This window comes from Rhizobium sophoriradicis, from assembly GCF_025200795.1.
Lineage (GTDB): Bacteria > Pseudomonadota > Alphaproteobacteria > Rhizobiales > Rhizobiaceae > Rhizobium > Rhizobium sophoriradicis.
Window position 1 is genome coordinate 1,746,134 of record NZ_CP104152.1, and the last position, 15,766, is coordinate 1,761,899.

Here is a 15,766-nt window from a genome sequence, read left to right on the forward strand (position 1 = left end):
AGTGGGGCGACACCCGCTGGCCGGGTGCCGCTTGCGGCGCACGCAGCCGGCAATCTGCTTAGATCTGGTTTTCCCAGGCTCTCAGCTGATGCTCCTTCAGCATGTCCTCGATGACCTTCGGAACGACGTTGCGGAACCTGCCGATATCGGCCGGAACGACTTCGATCATCCGGTCGATCATCTCCTTCGGATCCATCTTGCCTTCGGGCGTCGCGAAGAAATCATCGAAGCCCTTTCGCAGATCTGCGCGCTTTGTGAAGTTCTTGCTGTCATCCAGCCAGCGGAACGGATTGTCCGCCATCGTCTCGTTATAGCCGGTGTAGTAGGCGCCTGGGTTGATCGTCTGGATCTTGATGCCATAAGGGGCGAGTTCCTGCTGCAGCGCTTCGGCGATCGATTCCAACGCGTGCTTGGTGGAGACATAGGTGCCCCAGTTGGCCGGAGTGAAAAGGCCGCCCATCGAGGAGGTGAACACGACTTTGCCCCTCTTGCCTTCGCGCACCCATCTCTGGACGACGCCCTGAGTCAGCACCAGCGGCAGGAAGACGTTGACTTCGTAATTTTTGCGAACAAGTTCGATCGGGATTTCCCAAACCGGGCCGGCTTCGCCCATGCCGGCATTGTTCCAAAGAACGTCGAAATCCCAGCCCTGCGCCTGCTTGATGTCGTAGGGATCGGTGAGGTCGAGCCGCTCGACACGGACGTTCTTGAGGCCGAGGGCGGCGACCTCCTCACGCAGTGGCGTAACCTGCGAGGAAACCTGCGTGGTCGCGATGATGCTGTGGCCGTTCCTGGCCATGCCGATGGCGGCGCCCTTGCCGAAGCCGGAGCCTGCGCCAGTGATCAAAATGGTCTTTGTCATGAGACGTTCCTTTCGAATGGTTTCGGGTTGGTCGAAGTCAAATCTTGGCACAGCATCACGCGACGGCCGCAGCTGCTGCCTGCGCGATTTCGAGGTCCTGTGGAACCGCTCCGCCGGACACGCCAACGGCGCCGATCACAGTGCCGTCGCGGGCAAAGAGCGAGATGCCGCCGGCAAAGGGAGTTAGGCCGCCATTGGATAGTTCGAGGGCATGGGCGGGAGCGCCGGGCTTGCAATAATCCCAGACGGCCTCGCTTGTCGTTTGAAACAATACGGCCGTCCGGGCTTTGCCTATAGCGAGGTCGATCGAGCCGAGCACTGCGCCGTCCATTCGGCTGAACGCCTTGAGATGCGCTCCGGCGTCCAAGACCGTGATATTGACCGGCACACCGATCTCATTAGCCCGCGCCTCACCTGCGGCGATGATCCTGCGAGCCTCGTCAATGGTAATCATCTCCTGTCTCCTCTTTTCGCTCGGGGCTAGCGCTCCCCGCGCGATGAGACAGGTGTATAGGCGGAACCGGTTGGCAGTATTTTCAGCTCTTGCTGCGCTATGCGCAAATCTTGCGCTCCGGCGTGCCGGCATGGGTGAACCGGGAATTATCTCCGATATGCGGAGCCCGCTAACCGGTGATAAGCGCGCGGTATTGGCCGGGCGTCAAGCCGGTCATCTTGCGGAAGACCCGGGTGAAATTGGCCTGCGAGCCGAAGCCGGTATCGAGCGCGATCTCCACCAGCGAGGATCGTGCGAGCCGCAGCTTTTCCTTGGCCGCTTCTATCCGTCGCTCGGTGACGTAGCGATGAGGCGTCAGGCCGGTAGCCTTGCGAAACATGCGGGCAAAATGAAAAGGACTGAGGCAAGCCTCCGCGGCAAGGTCATCCAGCGAGATTTCCGCTGCTATGCGGGCTTCAATGAAATCGAAGACGCGTTGCAGCCTTTTTGGGTCGACAGTCGGCGCCCGTGCGGCGGGTTGCCAGCGAACGGATGAATAGGTGCCGAGCAGGTGCGCCGCCAGCGCCATCTGAAGGCCGTCGAGGAGGAGTCGGTCAGTAGGCTCCAAGCTTCTGTTCAGCAAACCCCGGAAGAGCTGACCGATCTGCAGCACCGTAGGATCGGGGACGCCTCCGGCATAGGCGAGCTGCACCTTGGCCGGGTCGATGTCGAAATTCGAAAGTGCGCTCTCACCGACGAGCGGCGGCGGCAGGAAGATATGGAGGGACTCGGGCATGGTACCCAAGATTTCGACCCCGCTCTCATGGACACCCGCCGGACATATCCAAGCGACACCGGGGCGAGCGATCGCTTCCCGCCTGTGGCCATCACCAGTCCACCTGATCTTCGACTGACCCGACAGCAGGACGGCTATTTCCGTGCACTCGAGTGTAAGGTCAACCTGCCAGCCCGGATCGAAATGCCTGAGTTCGACCTGCAGCGATGAGCAGTCAACAAGCCCGCCCACTCGCTCGCTGGTCCGATACTTTCTGTCCCCTTGCGATTCCACGAAAGACATGTGGCATCCACGCCTTGAAGATAGATGTAAATTGGAGTTGTTTAGTCCCGGCAAGCCGATTTCGGTGCCGATACGCTGTCATCGATCTGCTGTCATCTTTGATGTATTGATGAATAACTTCCAGGGGTGCCGCGTTGCTGTCGGGCGCCTGAGTATTGCGACCAGTATTTTTGGCTAATTTTCAGGGGCGTGCAAGCCCCTTGGCACCAAGCGATACCGTACCTTTTGTTGCGGCTTCCGCGCCGGCATGTCAGGCGTATCCAGCCCCTGGACATGTTTGTTCGCCTTGCCGATCGCCGCGCCAGCAAGGCCAGCAAATCGATCTCGCCGGCCTTGGATTCCATCCCGTTCGGCAGGGCGGGCCGGACTGTTCCGTCGATGCAATCGAGGGGATTGGATGCAGCCTTGCGCCGGCGTGTCTGCAATGGTTTGGTAGCATCCTGCATTCGCAACACTTTCCGGTGATTCCCGATGTTCGATATTCTATTGCGCGGCCTGGCGATCGGCGCCGGCGCAACCATCCTGATGGATCTCTGGGCAGTTCTGCTCACCAAGGTCTTCGGCCAGACGCCGCCCAATTGGGCACCGGTCGGCCGCTGGTTCTGGCATCTTCGCCGCGGCAAGGTCTTTCACGAAAACATCGCCGATGCCGCACCTTATGCCGGGGAATTGGCGCTCGGCTGGATCAGCCACTACGCCGTCGGCATTCTCTATGGCGTGATCTTCGCGATCATCATGGGGCAGGGTTGGCTCGCCGCACCGACATTTCTCCCCGCCTGGATTTTCGGCATCATCACCGTTGGGGCAGGGTGGTTCCTGCTGCAGCCCGGCCTTGGCCTCGGCTGGGCCGCTTCCAAGCATCCGAAGCCGATGAAAGTCCGTTGCTTCAATCTGCTTGCGCATACGGTGTTTGCGCTAGGGCTATTTGGGACGGCGTTGATTCTGCGCTGAGATTGCCAAAAACCCCTCCCCAACCCCTCCCCACAAGGGGGAGGGACTATGCTGTGGCGTCCGGCGGCGACCGAACGCAGAGGTCTTGCTGGCTGTTACCGTTCGACGGATTGATACAGTAGAGTTTATGTTAAGCGGTGCGGCGTCTTAGTCCCTCCGCCTTGTGGGGAGGGGTTGGGGAGGGGGCTTTTGGTTCCCCGCGAAAGGCCCTATCTTACCGCGCCGCCCAGTTTGCGCCGCGGCGGAAGATCGTCTTCATCTCCGGCACGTCGAATTCCTTCGCTTGGTGGCCGAGCGAGGAATAGAAGACGCGGCCCTTGCCGTATTTGCGCTTCCAGACGACAGGCATGACGACGCCGTCGATCCAGTAGGCGTGCTCGCCGGTGAATTTGGTTGTCGCCAGAACCTCGTTCGAAGGGTCGACATGCATGTAATATTGCTCCGACCTATAGGGGAAATCGGAAATCCCCTCCATCAGCGGATCGTCCGGCCGGGTAATGTTGACGGTATAGTCGATGATGTTGCCGGGATGGGCCACCCACTGGCCGCCGATGATGAACTGGTAGTCGACGGAGTCGCGGAAGGCGTCGCCCGCGCCGCCGTGATAGCCGGCAATGCCGACGCCGCTCTCGATCGCCGCGGCGAGGTTCTTGACCTCCTCCTTCTCGATCTTCGACATCGTCATGATCGGCACGACCAAGCTGAGATCATGCACGGAAGGGTCGGCAAGCGCCTCGGTGCCATGTTCGAGATAGACCTTGAACCCGTCCTCCTCGAGCATCCCCTTGATGATTTCGGCGCATTCCTGCGGCTCATGGCCGCTCCAGCCGCCCCAGACGATCAGTGCTTCACGCATAGTCATTCCTCCTGAAATTATTTCGCCAGCCGTCCGTCGATGATGGAATCCGACAAGGGGGCAGGGCGCTCCGTCACCGTGGTGATGGTGACCGTCCGGCCGGTTTCGGCGGCGGTGTGGAAAGCTTCCATGACTTCGAGCACATGCAGAGCCAGGTCGCCATTGGCGCGATGTGGCCGGTTGGAGCGGATTGCATGCGCCATGTCGGCGACGCCGAGTGACCGGTAATTGCCCTCGGCATAGGGTGATGTGACCGGCTGATCCTCGAATGCGGCGCCCTTCTTCAGATATTCCACCGGGCCGCCAAATTTGTTCGGATCGGGAACGATCAACGTGCCTTCGGTGCCGTAGACTTCGAGCGGCACATGCTTGTGACCGGCGACATCGAAGCTCATGGCGATCTGGACAACGGCGCCGTTCTGAAAACGCATCATGCCGGCGACATGGGTCGGCACATGGACTGGAATGCGTTCGCCGTTGCGCGGCTCGCTGGTGATCAACCGTTCGGAACGAGGCGTCGTGGCAAAGCCGGCGACTTGAGCAACCGGCCCGAGAAGATTGACGAGATCGGTGATGTAATAGGGACCCATGTCGAGCATCGGCCCGCCACCGACCTCGTAATAGAAGGCCGGGTTCGGATGCCAGCGCTCATGGCCGGGGCACATGAAGGTGGCCGAACCGCCGACCGGCTGGCCGATGACGCCCTGGTCGATCAGGGCCCGCGCCGTCTGGTGGCCGCCGCCGAGGAAGGTGTCGGGCGCCGCGCCGATGCGCAGATTGCGGGCGCGCGCCGCTTCGGCCAATTTTTTCCCTTCAGCGAAATTAATCCCGAGCGGCTTTTCCGAATAGGTGTGTTTGCCGGCTTCGAGCGCCTGCAGCGCGACAGCGACATGGGCTTTCGGGATTGTCAGATTGACGATGATCTCGACCTTGGGGTCGGCGAAAAGCTCCTCGACCGATCTGGCGGGAACGTTGAATTCGCGTGCCTTGGCTTCCGCCAGTTCCCGGTTGAGATCGGCGACGCCGCGGATGTCGAGAATAGGAAAAGACGCCATTGCCGTGAGATAGGCGCCCGAAATATTGCCGCATCCGATGATGCCGATACCGACTTTATCCATAAACTCCTCCATTCATTGTGATTTTGTCGCTCGTCAGAGCGCCGGCCCGGTCGTGCTCCAGGGCGATTCGTAGAGCTCGTAGAGCGCCACCGCGGCGGCACCCTGCGCCCAGAAATCATCACTCGAATCGTCGAAGACGAGTTCGCTGACCCCCTTCAGCGAAGGCGGAATGGCGAGCGCATAGGCATCGCGCAGGCTGTTCAAAAAGGGTTCGCCAAGCGCCAGGCTCGACCCGACAAGAATGACCCGCGGCGGCGCAAACAGCGTGACGATATTGGCGATGGTCAATCCCACCGCTTCGCCGGCGCGAATGGCGGCGCTGATCAGCCGGTCGTCATCGGCCTTGATCAGCGCCTGGGCGTGGGTCATGCCGCGGCCGAGCCGGATTGCTTCGGCAAAACGCCCATCGGCCTGCTGTTCGCCGAGTATGGCGCTTTCGCCGGCCTGGCTGAACAGCCGCACGACGCCATTCGGCCCCATGCCGAGCACGAGATCGCCGAGATTGTGGCTGAGGCCGCCGGCGCCGCGAAACAGGCTGTTGCCGTGCAGAACGCCGAGACCCAGCGTCTGCTCCAATGAAATCAACACCATATCCTCGAGGTCGCGCGCTTTGCCGAACCAGTGATGGCCAAGCGTGATGGCATGCGCGTCGCTTTCGACAATGGTCGGCGTTGCGAGCCGCGTCGACATCTCGGCGGCAAAATCGACATTGATGTCGCGGAAGATCGGGCTGCTTCTGATGTAGCCAGTGCGGTGCTCGATGACGCCGGGAAAGCCGAGGCAGACGCTGTCGACATCTTCGAGCGACAGCCCAGCATCGACGACGCAACGCCGCACACCATCCTCGACGAGATCGGCGATAACGCCGATCGGCTGCCGGTCGATGCGGATCGGCAGCGCGAGCTTCGACAGCACGTCGCCGCGGAAATTGGTCACGACGAAGACCATCCGGTTGGCGGCGATTTTGCCGCCGACCACTCGCGCGGCGTCGGGATTGAGCTCCAGCGCCACGCGTGGCCTGCCGCGCACCGCTTCGTTGCGGATATCGCCTTCGTGGCGCGGCAGAATAAGCCCGTCGTCGAGCAGCGAAGCGGTGATGGCGGAAACCGTGGTGGTTGAGAGTTCGGTGCGTTCGCTGATCTCGATGCGCGAGATCGGCCCATGGCGCCGGACGGTATCAAGCACGTTCAAGCGATTGATCGCGCGCATCAATTCTGGATCTGCGGTCTTCATGAAAAACTAGCCGGCATCGTTCGTTGGGCGGAAGCCAATATTTTTAACGGGTTACGAAATAAATAGCAGGCAATCCCACGAGCCTGTCAAGCGCATTTGGTAAAAATAGCGCCTATTGGGTTGACATCCGACGAAAGCTCCGTTGAATTAATCCGCATAGGGGAAAAATTATGAGGATAGGTCCCCTGGGAGGAAAATCATGAAGTTCATGCTGAAGAACGCCGCATTCGGCGGCAGGCGTTTCGTATCCATGGCCGCGGCAGCCGGCATGCTGCTGGCGGGAGCAGGCGCTGCCTCGGCGACCACGGTGGTCAAATGGCTGCATCTCGAGCTCGACCCGAAAAATGTTGCGGCCTGGGAAGACATCGTCAAGAAATACGAAGCCCAGCATCCCGACGTCGACATCCAGATGCAGTTCCTCGAAAACGAGGCGTTCAAGGCCAAACTTCCGACGCTGTTGCAGTCCGACGACGTGCCGGATTTCTTCTATAGCTGGGGCGGCGGAGTGTTAAAGCAGCAATCCGAGACCGGCGCTCTGCAAGATGTGACGGCAGCCCTCGACGCCGATGGCGGCAAACTGCGCAAGGCTTATACGCCGGCATCGGTCAAAGGCCTGACTTTCGAGGGCAAGACCTGGGCTATCCCCTATAAGGTCGGCCTGGTCAGCTTCTTCTACAATAAGGCGCTGTTTGCCAAGGCAGGCGTCAAGGCCGAGGACATCAAGAGCTGGGCTGATTTTCTCGACACGGTGAAGAAGATCAAGGCGGCCGGTATCGTGCCGATTGCCGGCGGCGGCGGTGAGAAATGGCCGATCCATTTCTATTGGAGCTATCTCGTCATGCGCGAGGGTGGCCAGAAGGTCTTCGACGCGGCCAAGAACGGTGAAGGTGAAGGCTTCCTCGATCCCGCTATCATCAAGGCCGGCGACGATCTCGCCGAACTCGGCAAGCTCGAACCGTTCCAGCCCGGCTATCTCGGCGCCACCTGGCCGCAGACGCTCGGCGTTTTTGGTGACGGCAAGGCTGCGATGATCCTCGGCTTCGAAAACACCGAAGCTAACCAGCGCAAGAATGCCGGTGACGGTAAGGGGCTAGCGACCGACAATATCGGCCGTTTTGCCTTCCCGGCGGTCGAGGGCGGCGCCGGCAAGCCGACCGATACGCTCGGCGGTTTGAACGGCTGGGCCGTCACCAAGAAGGCGTCCAAGGAAGCGATCGACTTCCTCGCATTCCTGACGAACGCGGAGAATGAGCGGGCAATGGCCAAGGCCGGCATGCTTCTGCCGGTTGCCGTCGGCGCCGGCGACGGTGTCACAAGCCCGCTGCTCGCCGAATCGGCCAAGCAGCTTGCGGGTTCGACCTGGCATCAGAACTTCTTCGACCAGGATCTCGGCGCCGCCGTCGGCCGCGTCGTCAACGACGTCTCGGTGGAAATCGTCTCTGGCCAGATGAATTCCAAGGACGGCGCCCAGATGATCCAGGACGCTTTCGAACTGGAACAATAACCAGCGCCCGCAGAGCCTTCCCGGCGCTCCTGCCAAAAGCGGCGGAGCGCCGGCATTGCTGCCGACGAACGAAAGCAGGATCCATGGCCAATATTTCAGTCCCCTCGATGACATCGGCTGCAAGGCCGGCCCGACGAGCCGCAAACCGGAAAAGCTCGGTCGCTCACGACCGGCTGGCCGTGCTATTGCTCTTCCTGCCGCCGGCGCTGCTGCTGTTCACGCTCTTCGTCATCATGCCGATGGGCGAGGCGGCCTGGTACAGCCTCTATAAATGGAATGGCTACGGCACGCCGACCGAGTTCATCGCCCTGCGCAATTTCCAGGTCCTGTTCAGAAATGCGGCATTTACCCAGGCACTGGTCAATAACGGCCTGATCATCGTCATCTCGATCTGCATCCAGGTGCCGCTCGCCATCTGGCTTGCCACCATGCTCGCCCACCGCATTCCCGGTGTCGTCGGCTACCGGCTGATCTTCTTCCTGCCCTATGTTCTGGCGGATGTCGCCGCCGGCCTGATCTGGCGCTTCGTCTATGACGGCGATTACGGCCTGTTTGCCGCCATTTCCAACTTCTTCGGCTTCGCCAACCCCTATGTGCTCGCCGACAAGGACGTGGCGATCTATGCCGTGCTCGGGGTCGTCGTGTGGAAGTATTTCGGCTTTCACATGATGCTGTTCATCGCCGGCCTGCAATCGGTCGACAAGAGCGTGCTTGAGGCGGCCGAGATCGACGGCGCCACCGGCTGGCAGAAATTCCGTTACGTCACCTTGCCGCTGCTCGGCTCGACCTTGCGCCTGTCGATCTTCTTTGCCGTCGTCGGCTCGCTGCAGCTCTTCGACATGATCATGCCGCTGACCGGCGGCGGACCGTCCAACTCCACCCAGACGATGGTCACCTTCCTCTACACCTATGGCGTCATGCGCATGCAGGTCGGTCTCGGCAGCGCCGTCGGCGTCGTGCTCTTCATCATCTGCGTGACGCTCGCCTTCGGTTACAAAAGGATCTTCATGCGCCATGACTGATATGAGCTCTTCCATCCGCATGCGCACATCGACCCGCATCTACCTCTACGTGTCGCTGACCCTGATTGCCGCCATCGTGCTGATCCCGCTGCTGACGACGGCGCTTGGCGGCTTCAAGACGCTGGGCGACCTGCGCACCAACCCCTTCGGCCTGCCGACCGAGTGGCAGTGGGCAAACTATACCGACATACTGTTCGGCGAGCGTTACTGGCTGCAGATCGGCAATTCGCTGATCATTGCCGCACTCACCGTGCTGCTGACACTGATCGTCTCGTCGATGGCGGCCTTCGCCTTTGCCCATGTCCGCTTCTTCGGCTCGTCCTTCCTGCTCAATTATTTCCTGCTCGGCCTGATGTTTCCGGCCGCGACCGCGATCCTACCGCTCTTCATCCGCATTCGCGATCTCGGCTTGCTGAACACCTATTGGGGCGTGGTGCTGCCGCAGGTGGCCTTCGGGCTCGGCATGAGCATCCTCTTGTTCCGCAATTATTTCCGCAATCTGCCGGAGGAATTGTTTCAGGCGGCCTTCGTCGATGGCTGCGGCTATCTCCGGTTCTTCTGGCATATCTCGCTGCCGCTCTCCCGGCCGATCGTCGCCACCGTCAGCATCATCTCCTTCGTCGGCAGCTGGAACAGCTACATTCTGCCGCTGATCATGCTGAACTCGGAATCGAAATATCCCTGGCCGCTCGGCATCATGGTCTATCGCGGTGAATACGGCACGGAATGGCAGCTGGTGCTGGCCTTCATCACGCTGACCATCCTGCCGACGATTATCGTCTTCTTCGTCGCCCAGCGGCACATCATCGCCGGCTTGACCGCAGGCGCCGTCAAGTCCTGAGCCGAACCATTGGAGTTGCAATCATGGCATCCGTTTCACTGCACGATGTAAGCAAGGCCTATGGCGCCGTCGACGTCATCCACGGCATTTCGCTTCATATCGAAGATGGCGAATTCGTCGCCCTGGTCGGGCCGTCCGGCTGCGGAAAATCGACGCTGCTGCGGATGATCGCCGGCCTGGAAGAGATCACCGACGGCGAGATCGCGATCGGCGGCAATGTCGTCAACGGCATGACGCCGCGCGAGCGCAATATCGCCATGGTTTTCCAGTCCTACGCGCTTTATCCGCATATGACAGTCGCCGAAAACATGGGTTTCAACCTGAAGCTTGCCGGCGTTCAGAAGCCTGAGATCGAGGCGCGCGTCACGGAGGCCGCCCGCATGCTCGATCTCGCCCAGTTCCTCGACCGCAAGCCGGCCCAGCTTTCCGGCGGTCAGCGCCAGCGTGTCGCCATGGGCCGCGCCATCGTGCGCAATCCGGCCGTCTTCCTGTTTGATGAGCCGCTCTCCAACCTCGATGCTAAACTCCGCGTGCAGATGCGTTCTGAGATCAAGACGCTGCACCAGAAGGTGAAGACCACCTCGATCTATGTCACCCACGACCAGATCGAGGCGATGACGCTCGCTGACCGCATCGTCGTGCTCAACCAGGGCAGGGTGGAGCAGTCGGGGACGCCGCTCGAACTTTACAAGAAGCCGGCCAACCTCTTCGTCGCTGCCTTCATCGGCTCGCCGGCTATGAACATGCTTGAGGGTACTGTCGACGGTGAAAACGGTGCGCCCGCCGCCCGCCTCGAAGACGGCACGGCGATCCGCCTTGCGCCCGACCGCAGGGTCAGGCCCGGCCAGGCCATCACCATCGGCCTTCGTCCGGAACATCTCGTTCCCGGCCTTTCAGCCGGCACGCCGCTCGCCGGCCGCACCATGCTGGTGGAACCGACAGGCGCCCAGACCCATGTGGTCTTCGATCTCGCCGGCCAGCAGGTGACCGCAATTGTCGACGGCGAATATCCTGCCCGCTACGGCGCCGTCTTCGAGGCAAGCATCGCCAGCGACCAGGTGCATGTCTTCGACCGTGACAGTGGGGTGGCGCTGTAGGCGCGGTTTAGTCTGCTGGGGAACCGGAGAGGGTGCGGCAATTCCTCTTCTCCCCTCGGGGAGAAGATGCCGGCAGGCGGATGAGGGGGCGGCACCCCCTCACGTAAATTCTATTCCGACTCGCCGACGGAAATGTTGTGCCCAGCACCCCGAGCATGGTCGAGATGAGCCGGACGGTCGAAGCCCGCAGAGGGGTGAAGGAGAGACCGGCAATGCCGGCCCCCTCATCCGCCCTACGGGCACCTTCTCCCCGAGGGGAGAAGAGGGAATCGAGAGGGCGCGGCAGATACTCCTGCTGTCCTCCGTCGACGATTATTCCGCCGCGATCTTCGAGACGCCGTTGGCCTGGACGATCTTGTCCAAGAGCACCAGCTCCTCCTGCGTGAGATCCGTCAAAGGCGGGCGCACAGGTCCGGGGTTCTGGCCGAGGACTCGCAGGCCGGCCTTGATGATTGAGACAGCATAGCCCTTCTTGCGATTGCGCAAGGCGACGAAGGGGAAGAAGAAGCTTTTCAGGATTTCATCGACGGTCGCCTGGTCGCCGGTGCGCAAGGCGCCGTAAAAGCGCTGGGCGATGGCAGGGACGAAGTTGAAAACTGCGGACGAGTAGGTCGTCACACCGGCGGCAAAATAGGCTTGCGCATAGACCTCGTGGGTCGGCATGCCACCGACATAGACGAGACGGTCGCCGAGCAGCGTGGTGATCTCGATGACCTTGTCGACATCGCCGACGCCGTCCTTGAAGCCGATCAGGTTCGGGCATTCCTCGGCGAGCCGCGCGATGCTCCCGGCGGTCAGGACGGCATTGTCGCGGTTATAGACGATGACGCCGATGCCGACCGACTGGCAGACCGCCTTGACATGAGCGATCAGGCCGGCCTGTTCGGCAAACATCAGATAGGGCGGCAGCAGCAGCAATCCGTCGGCGCCTGCCTTTTCGGCCGCCTGTGCGATTTCGATGGCAAGCGACGTGCCGTAGCCGGTTCCGGAGATGATCGGCGTATTGCCCGCCGACACCTTGGCGGCTCGGACGACCTGCGGAATCTCGCTCGGATTGAGCGAGAAGAACTCCCCGGTGCCGCCGGCGGCAAACAGTGCGGCGGCGTCGTAACCAGCAAGCCACTCGACATGGCGGCGGTACTTCGCTTCGTCGAATTTCAGCTGGTCGTCGAAATGGGTGACTGGAAACGAGAGCAGACCACTGCCGACGGCCTTCTTCAATTCAATCGGGTTCATCATCAAGTCCTATTCCTTAGGTGTTGAAAATCGGCGGCGTCAGGCGCTCTCGAGCACTTGCAGGAGTGCTGCGATATAGCCGTAGCAGAAGGCGAATGCGGTGGCGGAAGGGTCCTGGCCGCTGACGGTCGGCACATGATCGGGCATCAGCATGTATTTGAAGCCGACTTCCTTATAGATCCTGGCCGAGCGGACCATGTCCATGTCGCCTTCATCGGGGAAGGTCTCCATGAAGGAAAGCTTGCCGCCGCGAATATTGCGGAAGTGGACGTTGAAGATCTTGTCGCGCTGACCGAACCAGCGAATGACGTCGTCGATCTCCTCGCCGGGATTTTCGAGCATCTCGCCGATCGATCCCTGGCAGAAATTCAGGCCGTGATAGGCATTTTCGCGCATCAGCACGAACTTCTTCAGGCCTTCCACCGTGCCAAGCACCCGCGTGACGCCGCGATAGCCGGGCGGCGTATAGGGATCGTGCGGATGGCAGGCGAGCCTGACGCGGTTACTTTCGGCAACCGGCACGACCCGTTCGAGGAAATAGTCGATCCGTTCCCAGTTTTCGTCCTCGGAGAGCACGCCGGCAAGACCAGGTGCGGCCTGCTGATCGGTCTTGTCCCAGCGGAAGCTGGCATTCATCGAGCCGCCGCGCCCCGGCTCATCCGGGGTGCGGGGAATGCCGATCAGGTTGAGATTGTATTTCACCGCGGGAATGCCAGCCTTCGCGACATTGTCGATCATTGTGCAGACCGCATCGATCTGCCGGTCGCGCTCGGGACCGGCGAGCAGAATATCGGGGTAAGAGGCCTTCTCGATCGGCTGCGAGGGTAGGGGCAGCTGGATCATGTCGAGGATCAGGCCGAAGCTTTCGACCTTGTCGCGATGGCGCTCGATGTCGGCAAGTGTCCAGCTGCTCGGCTTTCCCGGCGGATCGGCGCTGATATGCTTGACGCCCAATTGCGCGAAGATCCGATAATCGTCGTCATCCCGCGCCGCCACCTGTGTTCCCAAATACATTAGAGACCCTCTCGAATTCAACAATGTCATATGACATAATATGAATTTGAAAGGGTGTCGAGCCCTATTGCTGCTCCGCGAGCATTCGATAGCGCCTTTGGCTCGCCATCAAATGGGCGCGCATCGCTTGGCGCGCGCGGTCCGGATCCTGATCGGCGATCGCCGACAGGATCGCCACATGTTCGGCATGGACCTTTTGCAGATAGTCGCGGTCATTGGCTTCGGGCAGCGTCGGGAACTGCCCGCGCGGGATGGCGCGGGGGCCGAAATGGCGCAGCACGTCGACATAGAATCGATTGTTGGTGGCCGCGGCGATCGCCATGTGAAAGGCATAATCCGCCTCCACGGTTTGCTGTGCGCTCTCGATCAGCTGCGCCATTTTGCGGTTGGCCTCGCGGATCGCGGCCTCCTGTTCGGCGGTGCGACGATAGGCGGCAATCGCCGCCGCTTCGCCCTCGGTCGCCATGCGAAACTCCAGCAATTCAAGGGTTTCCGGAATGCTTTTGATTTCCACCGGCGTCAGCGACATCGCCGAATGGACCTTCGGATCCGCGACGAAAACGCCTTTGCCCTGGATCGGCCGGACGAAACCGGCAGCCCTCAGATCGGCGATGGCCTCGCGCACGACGGTGCGGCTGACGCCGAAGGTCGATTCGAGCTGCGGCTCGGTCGGCAGCTGGTCGCCGACGCGCAATTTCCCCGTCTCGATTTGTGCCCGCAGCTGATCGATGACCTGCTGCGCCAGTCTTTGCCGCCCACGGCTGAGTGTCGTCATTTTCTATTCCCCAGTTCCTTCGCCTCAAGTCTTCCGCACGGCTCTTGCAAATCGTTTTGGACTTCGATAAATCATAATACGACATACGGACGACATAATATGTCTCTTATAGTAATTCAGGGAGGAGTGACAATGAAGCATTTTTCTAAAGGCCTGTTCGTCGGCGCCGTCTTCGGTGCTCTGACGATCGCTGCGCCGCTCTCATACGCCGCCGCGCCGAAGGACCAGCTGGTGATCGGAACATCGTTGGCGCAGGTTCTGTCGCTCGATCCGCATCAGGCGACCGAGGGCAAGGCGGTCGAGATCATGTCGAACCTTTATGACCGGCTGGTCAACAGCACGCCTGATGGCAAGATCGTGCCGCAGCTGGCCGAAAGCTGGAAGGTCGACGACAAGGGCATCACCTTCACCCTGCGCCAGGCCAATTTCGCCTCCGGCAATCCTGTCACGGCAAAGGATGTCGTCTATTCGCTGGGGCGGCTATTGAAGCTCGACCAGGCGGCCGCCGCCAACCTTAAGCGCATCGGTTACGACAAGAGCAATGTTGACAAGCTTGTCACGGCGGTCGACGACAAGACCGTGCGCATTGATTTTTCCGGGCAGGTGACGGCGGAAATGCTGCTCTACCGGCTTGCGGCATCGACCACCAGCGTCGTCGACAGCGTCGAAGTGCAGAAGCATGTCACCGACAACGACTGGGGAAACGCCTGGATGCGCACGCACTCGGCCGGCTCCGGTCCGTTCACCCTGAACCGCTGGTCTCCTAACGAACTCGTGATCCTCGACGCCAACAAGGATTATGTCGCCGGTGCTCCGAAGATGAAGCGCGTCATCGTCCGCCATGTTCCGGAAAGCCAGGTTGAGCGGCTGATGCTGGAGCGAGGCGACATCGATATCGCAAGCGCGCTGACCGCAGCCGATCTCGCGACCTTCAAGGACAAAAAGGGCTTTACCATTCAGCGCATCCCGACAGGCGGCTTCTACGTGCTGTCGATGAATGCCGGCAACCAGTATCTCTCCAACCCGAAGGTCCGCGAGGCGATCGCCTACGGCATCGATTACAAGGGCATCGAGAAGACCATCATGGGTCCTTACGGGCGGGCGAGAACCGTTCCCGTGCCAGAGAATTTCGAATCTGCTATCCCGAGCCCCGATTGGCATCTCGACGTCGAGAAGTCCAAGCAACTGCTGGCTGAGGCAGGCTACAAGGACGGCTTCTCGCTAACGCTGAAGACGATCGCCCAGACGCCGCGCATCGATCTTGCCACCGCCATCCAGGCGTCGCTTGCCCAGGTTGGTATCAAGGTCGATATCCAGCAGGGCAACGGCTCGGAAATCATCGCCGCCCATCGCGCCCGGGATTTCGATCTGCTGATTCCGCAGACCAGCGCCTATATGCCGAATGTGCTCGGCTCGATGGAACAGTTCTCGTCTAACCCGGACAATTCGAAGGGGGCCAACAATGCCGGCAACTTCGTCTGGCGCTCGGCCTGGGACATTCCGGAACTCACGGCTTTGACGGCCAAGGCCTCGATGGAGCCGGACCCGAAGAAGCGCGGCGAACTCTATGTTCAGATGCAGAACATGTTCGTCGAACAGAAGCCGGCGGTGCTGCCGATGTTCGAGCGCTTCGAGCCGATCGTCCTGTCCAGCAAGGTTGAGGGTTATGTCGGCCATCCGACGCAGCTGACGCGCCTCGAGAACGTCACGAAGTCCGAAACCCAGTAATACTCCCGAGGCAGCCGA

15 protein-coding genes are annotated in these 15,766 nt (G+C 60.8%); 6 read left to right on the forward strand and 9 right to left on the reverse strand.

Annotation, left to right across the window (positions count from 1 at the left end):
• Positions 1 to 58: 58 nt before the first annotated feature.
• The 3 genes from N2597_RS08865 to N2597_RS08875 form a co-directional block, all read right to left on the reverse strand.
• Positions 59 to 862 (reverse strand): SDR family oxidoreductase, encoded by an 804-nt coding sequence (locus tag N2597_RS08865; RefSeq protein WP_183596342.1) that lies wholly within the window; start codon positions 860 to 862, stop codon positions 59 to 61.
• Between the two features lie 55 nt (positions 863 to 917).
• Positions 918 to 1,316 carry a GlcG/HbpS family heme-binding protein gene (locus tag N2597_RS08870; RefSeq protein WP_096771046.1) on the reverse strand — a complete coding sequence of 133 codons (399 nt, stop codon included), beginning with the start codon at positions 1,314 to 1,316 and terminating at the stop codon, positions 918 to 920.
• Between the two features lie 169 nt (positions 1,317 to 1,485).
• Positions 1,486 to 2,373, reverse strand: coding sequence for an AraC family transcriptional regulator (locus N2597_RS08875; protein WP_183596701.1), 888 nt, complete (start codon positions 2,371 to 2,373; stop codon positions 1,486 to 1,488).
• A gap of 471 nt (positions 2,374 to 2,844) precedes the next feature.
• On the opposite strand from N2597_RS08875, the gene N2597_RS08880 reads away from it, so the two are divergent.
• Positions 2,845 to 3,324 (forward strand): DUF2938 domain-containing protein, encoded by a 480-nt coding sequence (locus tag N2597_RS08880; RefSeq protein ID WP_096771048.1) that lies wholly within the window; start codon positions 2,845 to 2,847, stop codon positions 3,322 to 3,324.
• 214 nt (positions 3,325 to 3,538) lie between these two features.
• Here the strand turns inward: N2597_RS08880 and N2597_RS08885 are convergent, their stop codons facing one another.
• From N2597_RS08885 to N2597_RS08895, 3 genes are read right to left on the reverse strand one after another with little or no spacing between them, the layout of a single operon-like run.
• A complete protein-coding gene (locus N2597_RS08885; RefSeq protein ID WP_183596340.1) occupies positions 3,539 to 4,180 on the reverse strand; it encodes a ThuA domain-containing protein in 642 nt (213 codons plus the stop codon).
• A gap of 17 nt (positions 4,181 to 4,197) precedes the next feature.
• The gene (locus N2597_RS08890; RefSeq protein ID WP_183596338.1) at positions 4,198 to 5,298 is read right to left on the reverse strand and encodes a Gfo/Idh/MocA family protein; all 1,101 of its coding nucleotides are present in this window, start codon (positions 5,296 to 5,298) and stop codon (positions 4,198 to 4,200) included.
• 33 nt (positions 5,299 to 5,331) lie between these two features.
• Positions 5,332 to 6,531 (reverse strand): ROK family transcriptional regulator, encoded by a 1,200-nt coding sequence (locus N2597_RS08895; protein WP_077993734.1) that lies wholly within the window; start codon positions 6,529 to 6,531, stop codon positions 5,332 to 5,334.
• A 199-nt stretch (positions 6,532 to 6,730) separates the two neighbouring features.
• Here N2597_RS08895 and N2597_RS08900 point away from each other — a divergent pair, with 199 nt between their 5' ends.
• From N2597_RS08900 to N2597_RS08915, 4 genes are all read left to right on the forward strand, one after another.
• Positions 6,731 to 8,035: an ABC transporter substrate-binding protein gene (locus tag N2597_RS08900; RefSeq protein WP_096762729.1), complete on the forward strand. Its 1,305-nt coding sequence runs from the start codon at positions 6,731 to 6,733 to the stop codon at positions 8,033 to 8,035.
• Between the two features lie 83 nt (positions 8,036 to 8,118).
• The gene (locus N2597_RS08905) at positions 8,119 to 9,057 is read left to right on the forward strand and encodes a carbohydrate ABC transporter permease (RefSeq protein WP_009989437.1); all 939 of its coding nucleotides are present in this window, start codon (positions 8,119 to 8,121) and stop codon (positions 9,055 to 9,057) included.
• Complete coding sequence (locus N2597_RS08910; RefSeq protein ID WP_183596335.1) at positions 9,050 to 9,898, forward strand: carbohydrate ABC transporter permease; 849 nt, start codon at positions 9,050 to 9,052, stop codon at positions 9,896 to 9,898. Before N2597_RS08905 ends, N2597_RS08910 begins: the two co-directional genes overlap by 8 nt.
• Before the next feature lie 23 nt (positions 9,899 to 9,921).
• Entirely contained in the window at positions 9,922 to 10,995 is a 1,074-nt protein-coding gene (locus N2597_RS08915; protein ID WP_183596333.1) for an ABC transporter ATP-binding protein, read from the forward strand.
• Positions 10,996 to 11,307: 312 nt separating this feature from the next.
• Here the strand turns inward: N2597_RS08915 and kdgD are convergent, their stop codons facing one another.
• The 3 genes from kdgD to N2597_RS08930 all read right to left on the reverse strand — a co-directional run bounded on the left by kdgD (position 11,308) and on the right by N2597_RS08930 (position 14,020).
• Positions 11,308 to 12,234 carry a 5-dehydro-4-deoxyglucarate dehydratase gene (kdgD, locus tag N2597_RS08920; protein WP_183596331.1) on the reverse strand — a complete coding sequence of 309 codons (927 nt, stop codon included), beginning with the start codon at positions 12,232 to 12,234 and terminating at the stop codon, positions 11,308 to 11,310.
• Between the two features lie 36 nt (positions 12,235 to 12,270).
• On the reverse strand, positions 12,271 to 13,245 hold the full coding sequence (locus N2597_RS08925) for a mannonate dehydratase (protein ID WP_183596329.1): 975 nt from the start codon (positions 13,243 to 13,245) through the stop codon (positions 12,271 to 12,273).
• Between the two features lie 64 nt (positions 13,246 to 13,309).
• A complete protein-coding gene (locus N2597_RS08930) occupies positions 13,310 to 14,020 on the reverse strand; it encodes a FadR/GntR family transcriptional regulator (protein ID WP_183596327.1) in 711 nt (236 codons plus the stop codon).
• 132 nt (positions 14,021 to 14,152) lie between these two features.
• Here N2597_RS08930 and N2597_RS08935 point away from each other — a divergent pair, with 132 nt between their 5' ends.
• Positions 14,153 to 15,748: an ABC transporter substrate-binding protein gene (locus N2597_RS08935; RefSeq protein WP_183596325.1), complete on the forward strand. Its 1,596-nt coding sequence runs from the start codon at positions 14,153 to 14,155 to the stop codon at positions 15,746 to 15,748.
• The last annotated feature ends 18 nt before the right edge of the window (positions 15,749 to 15,766 follow it).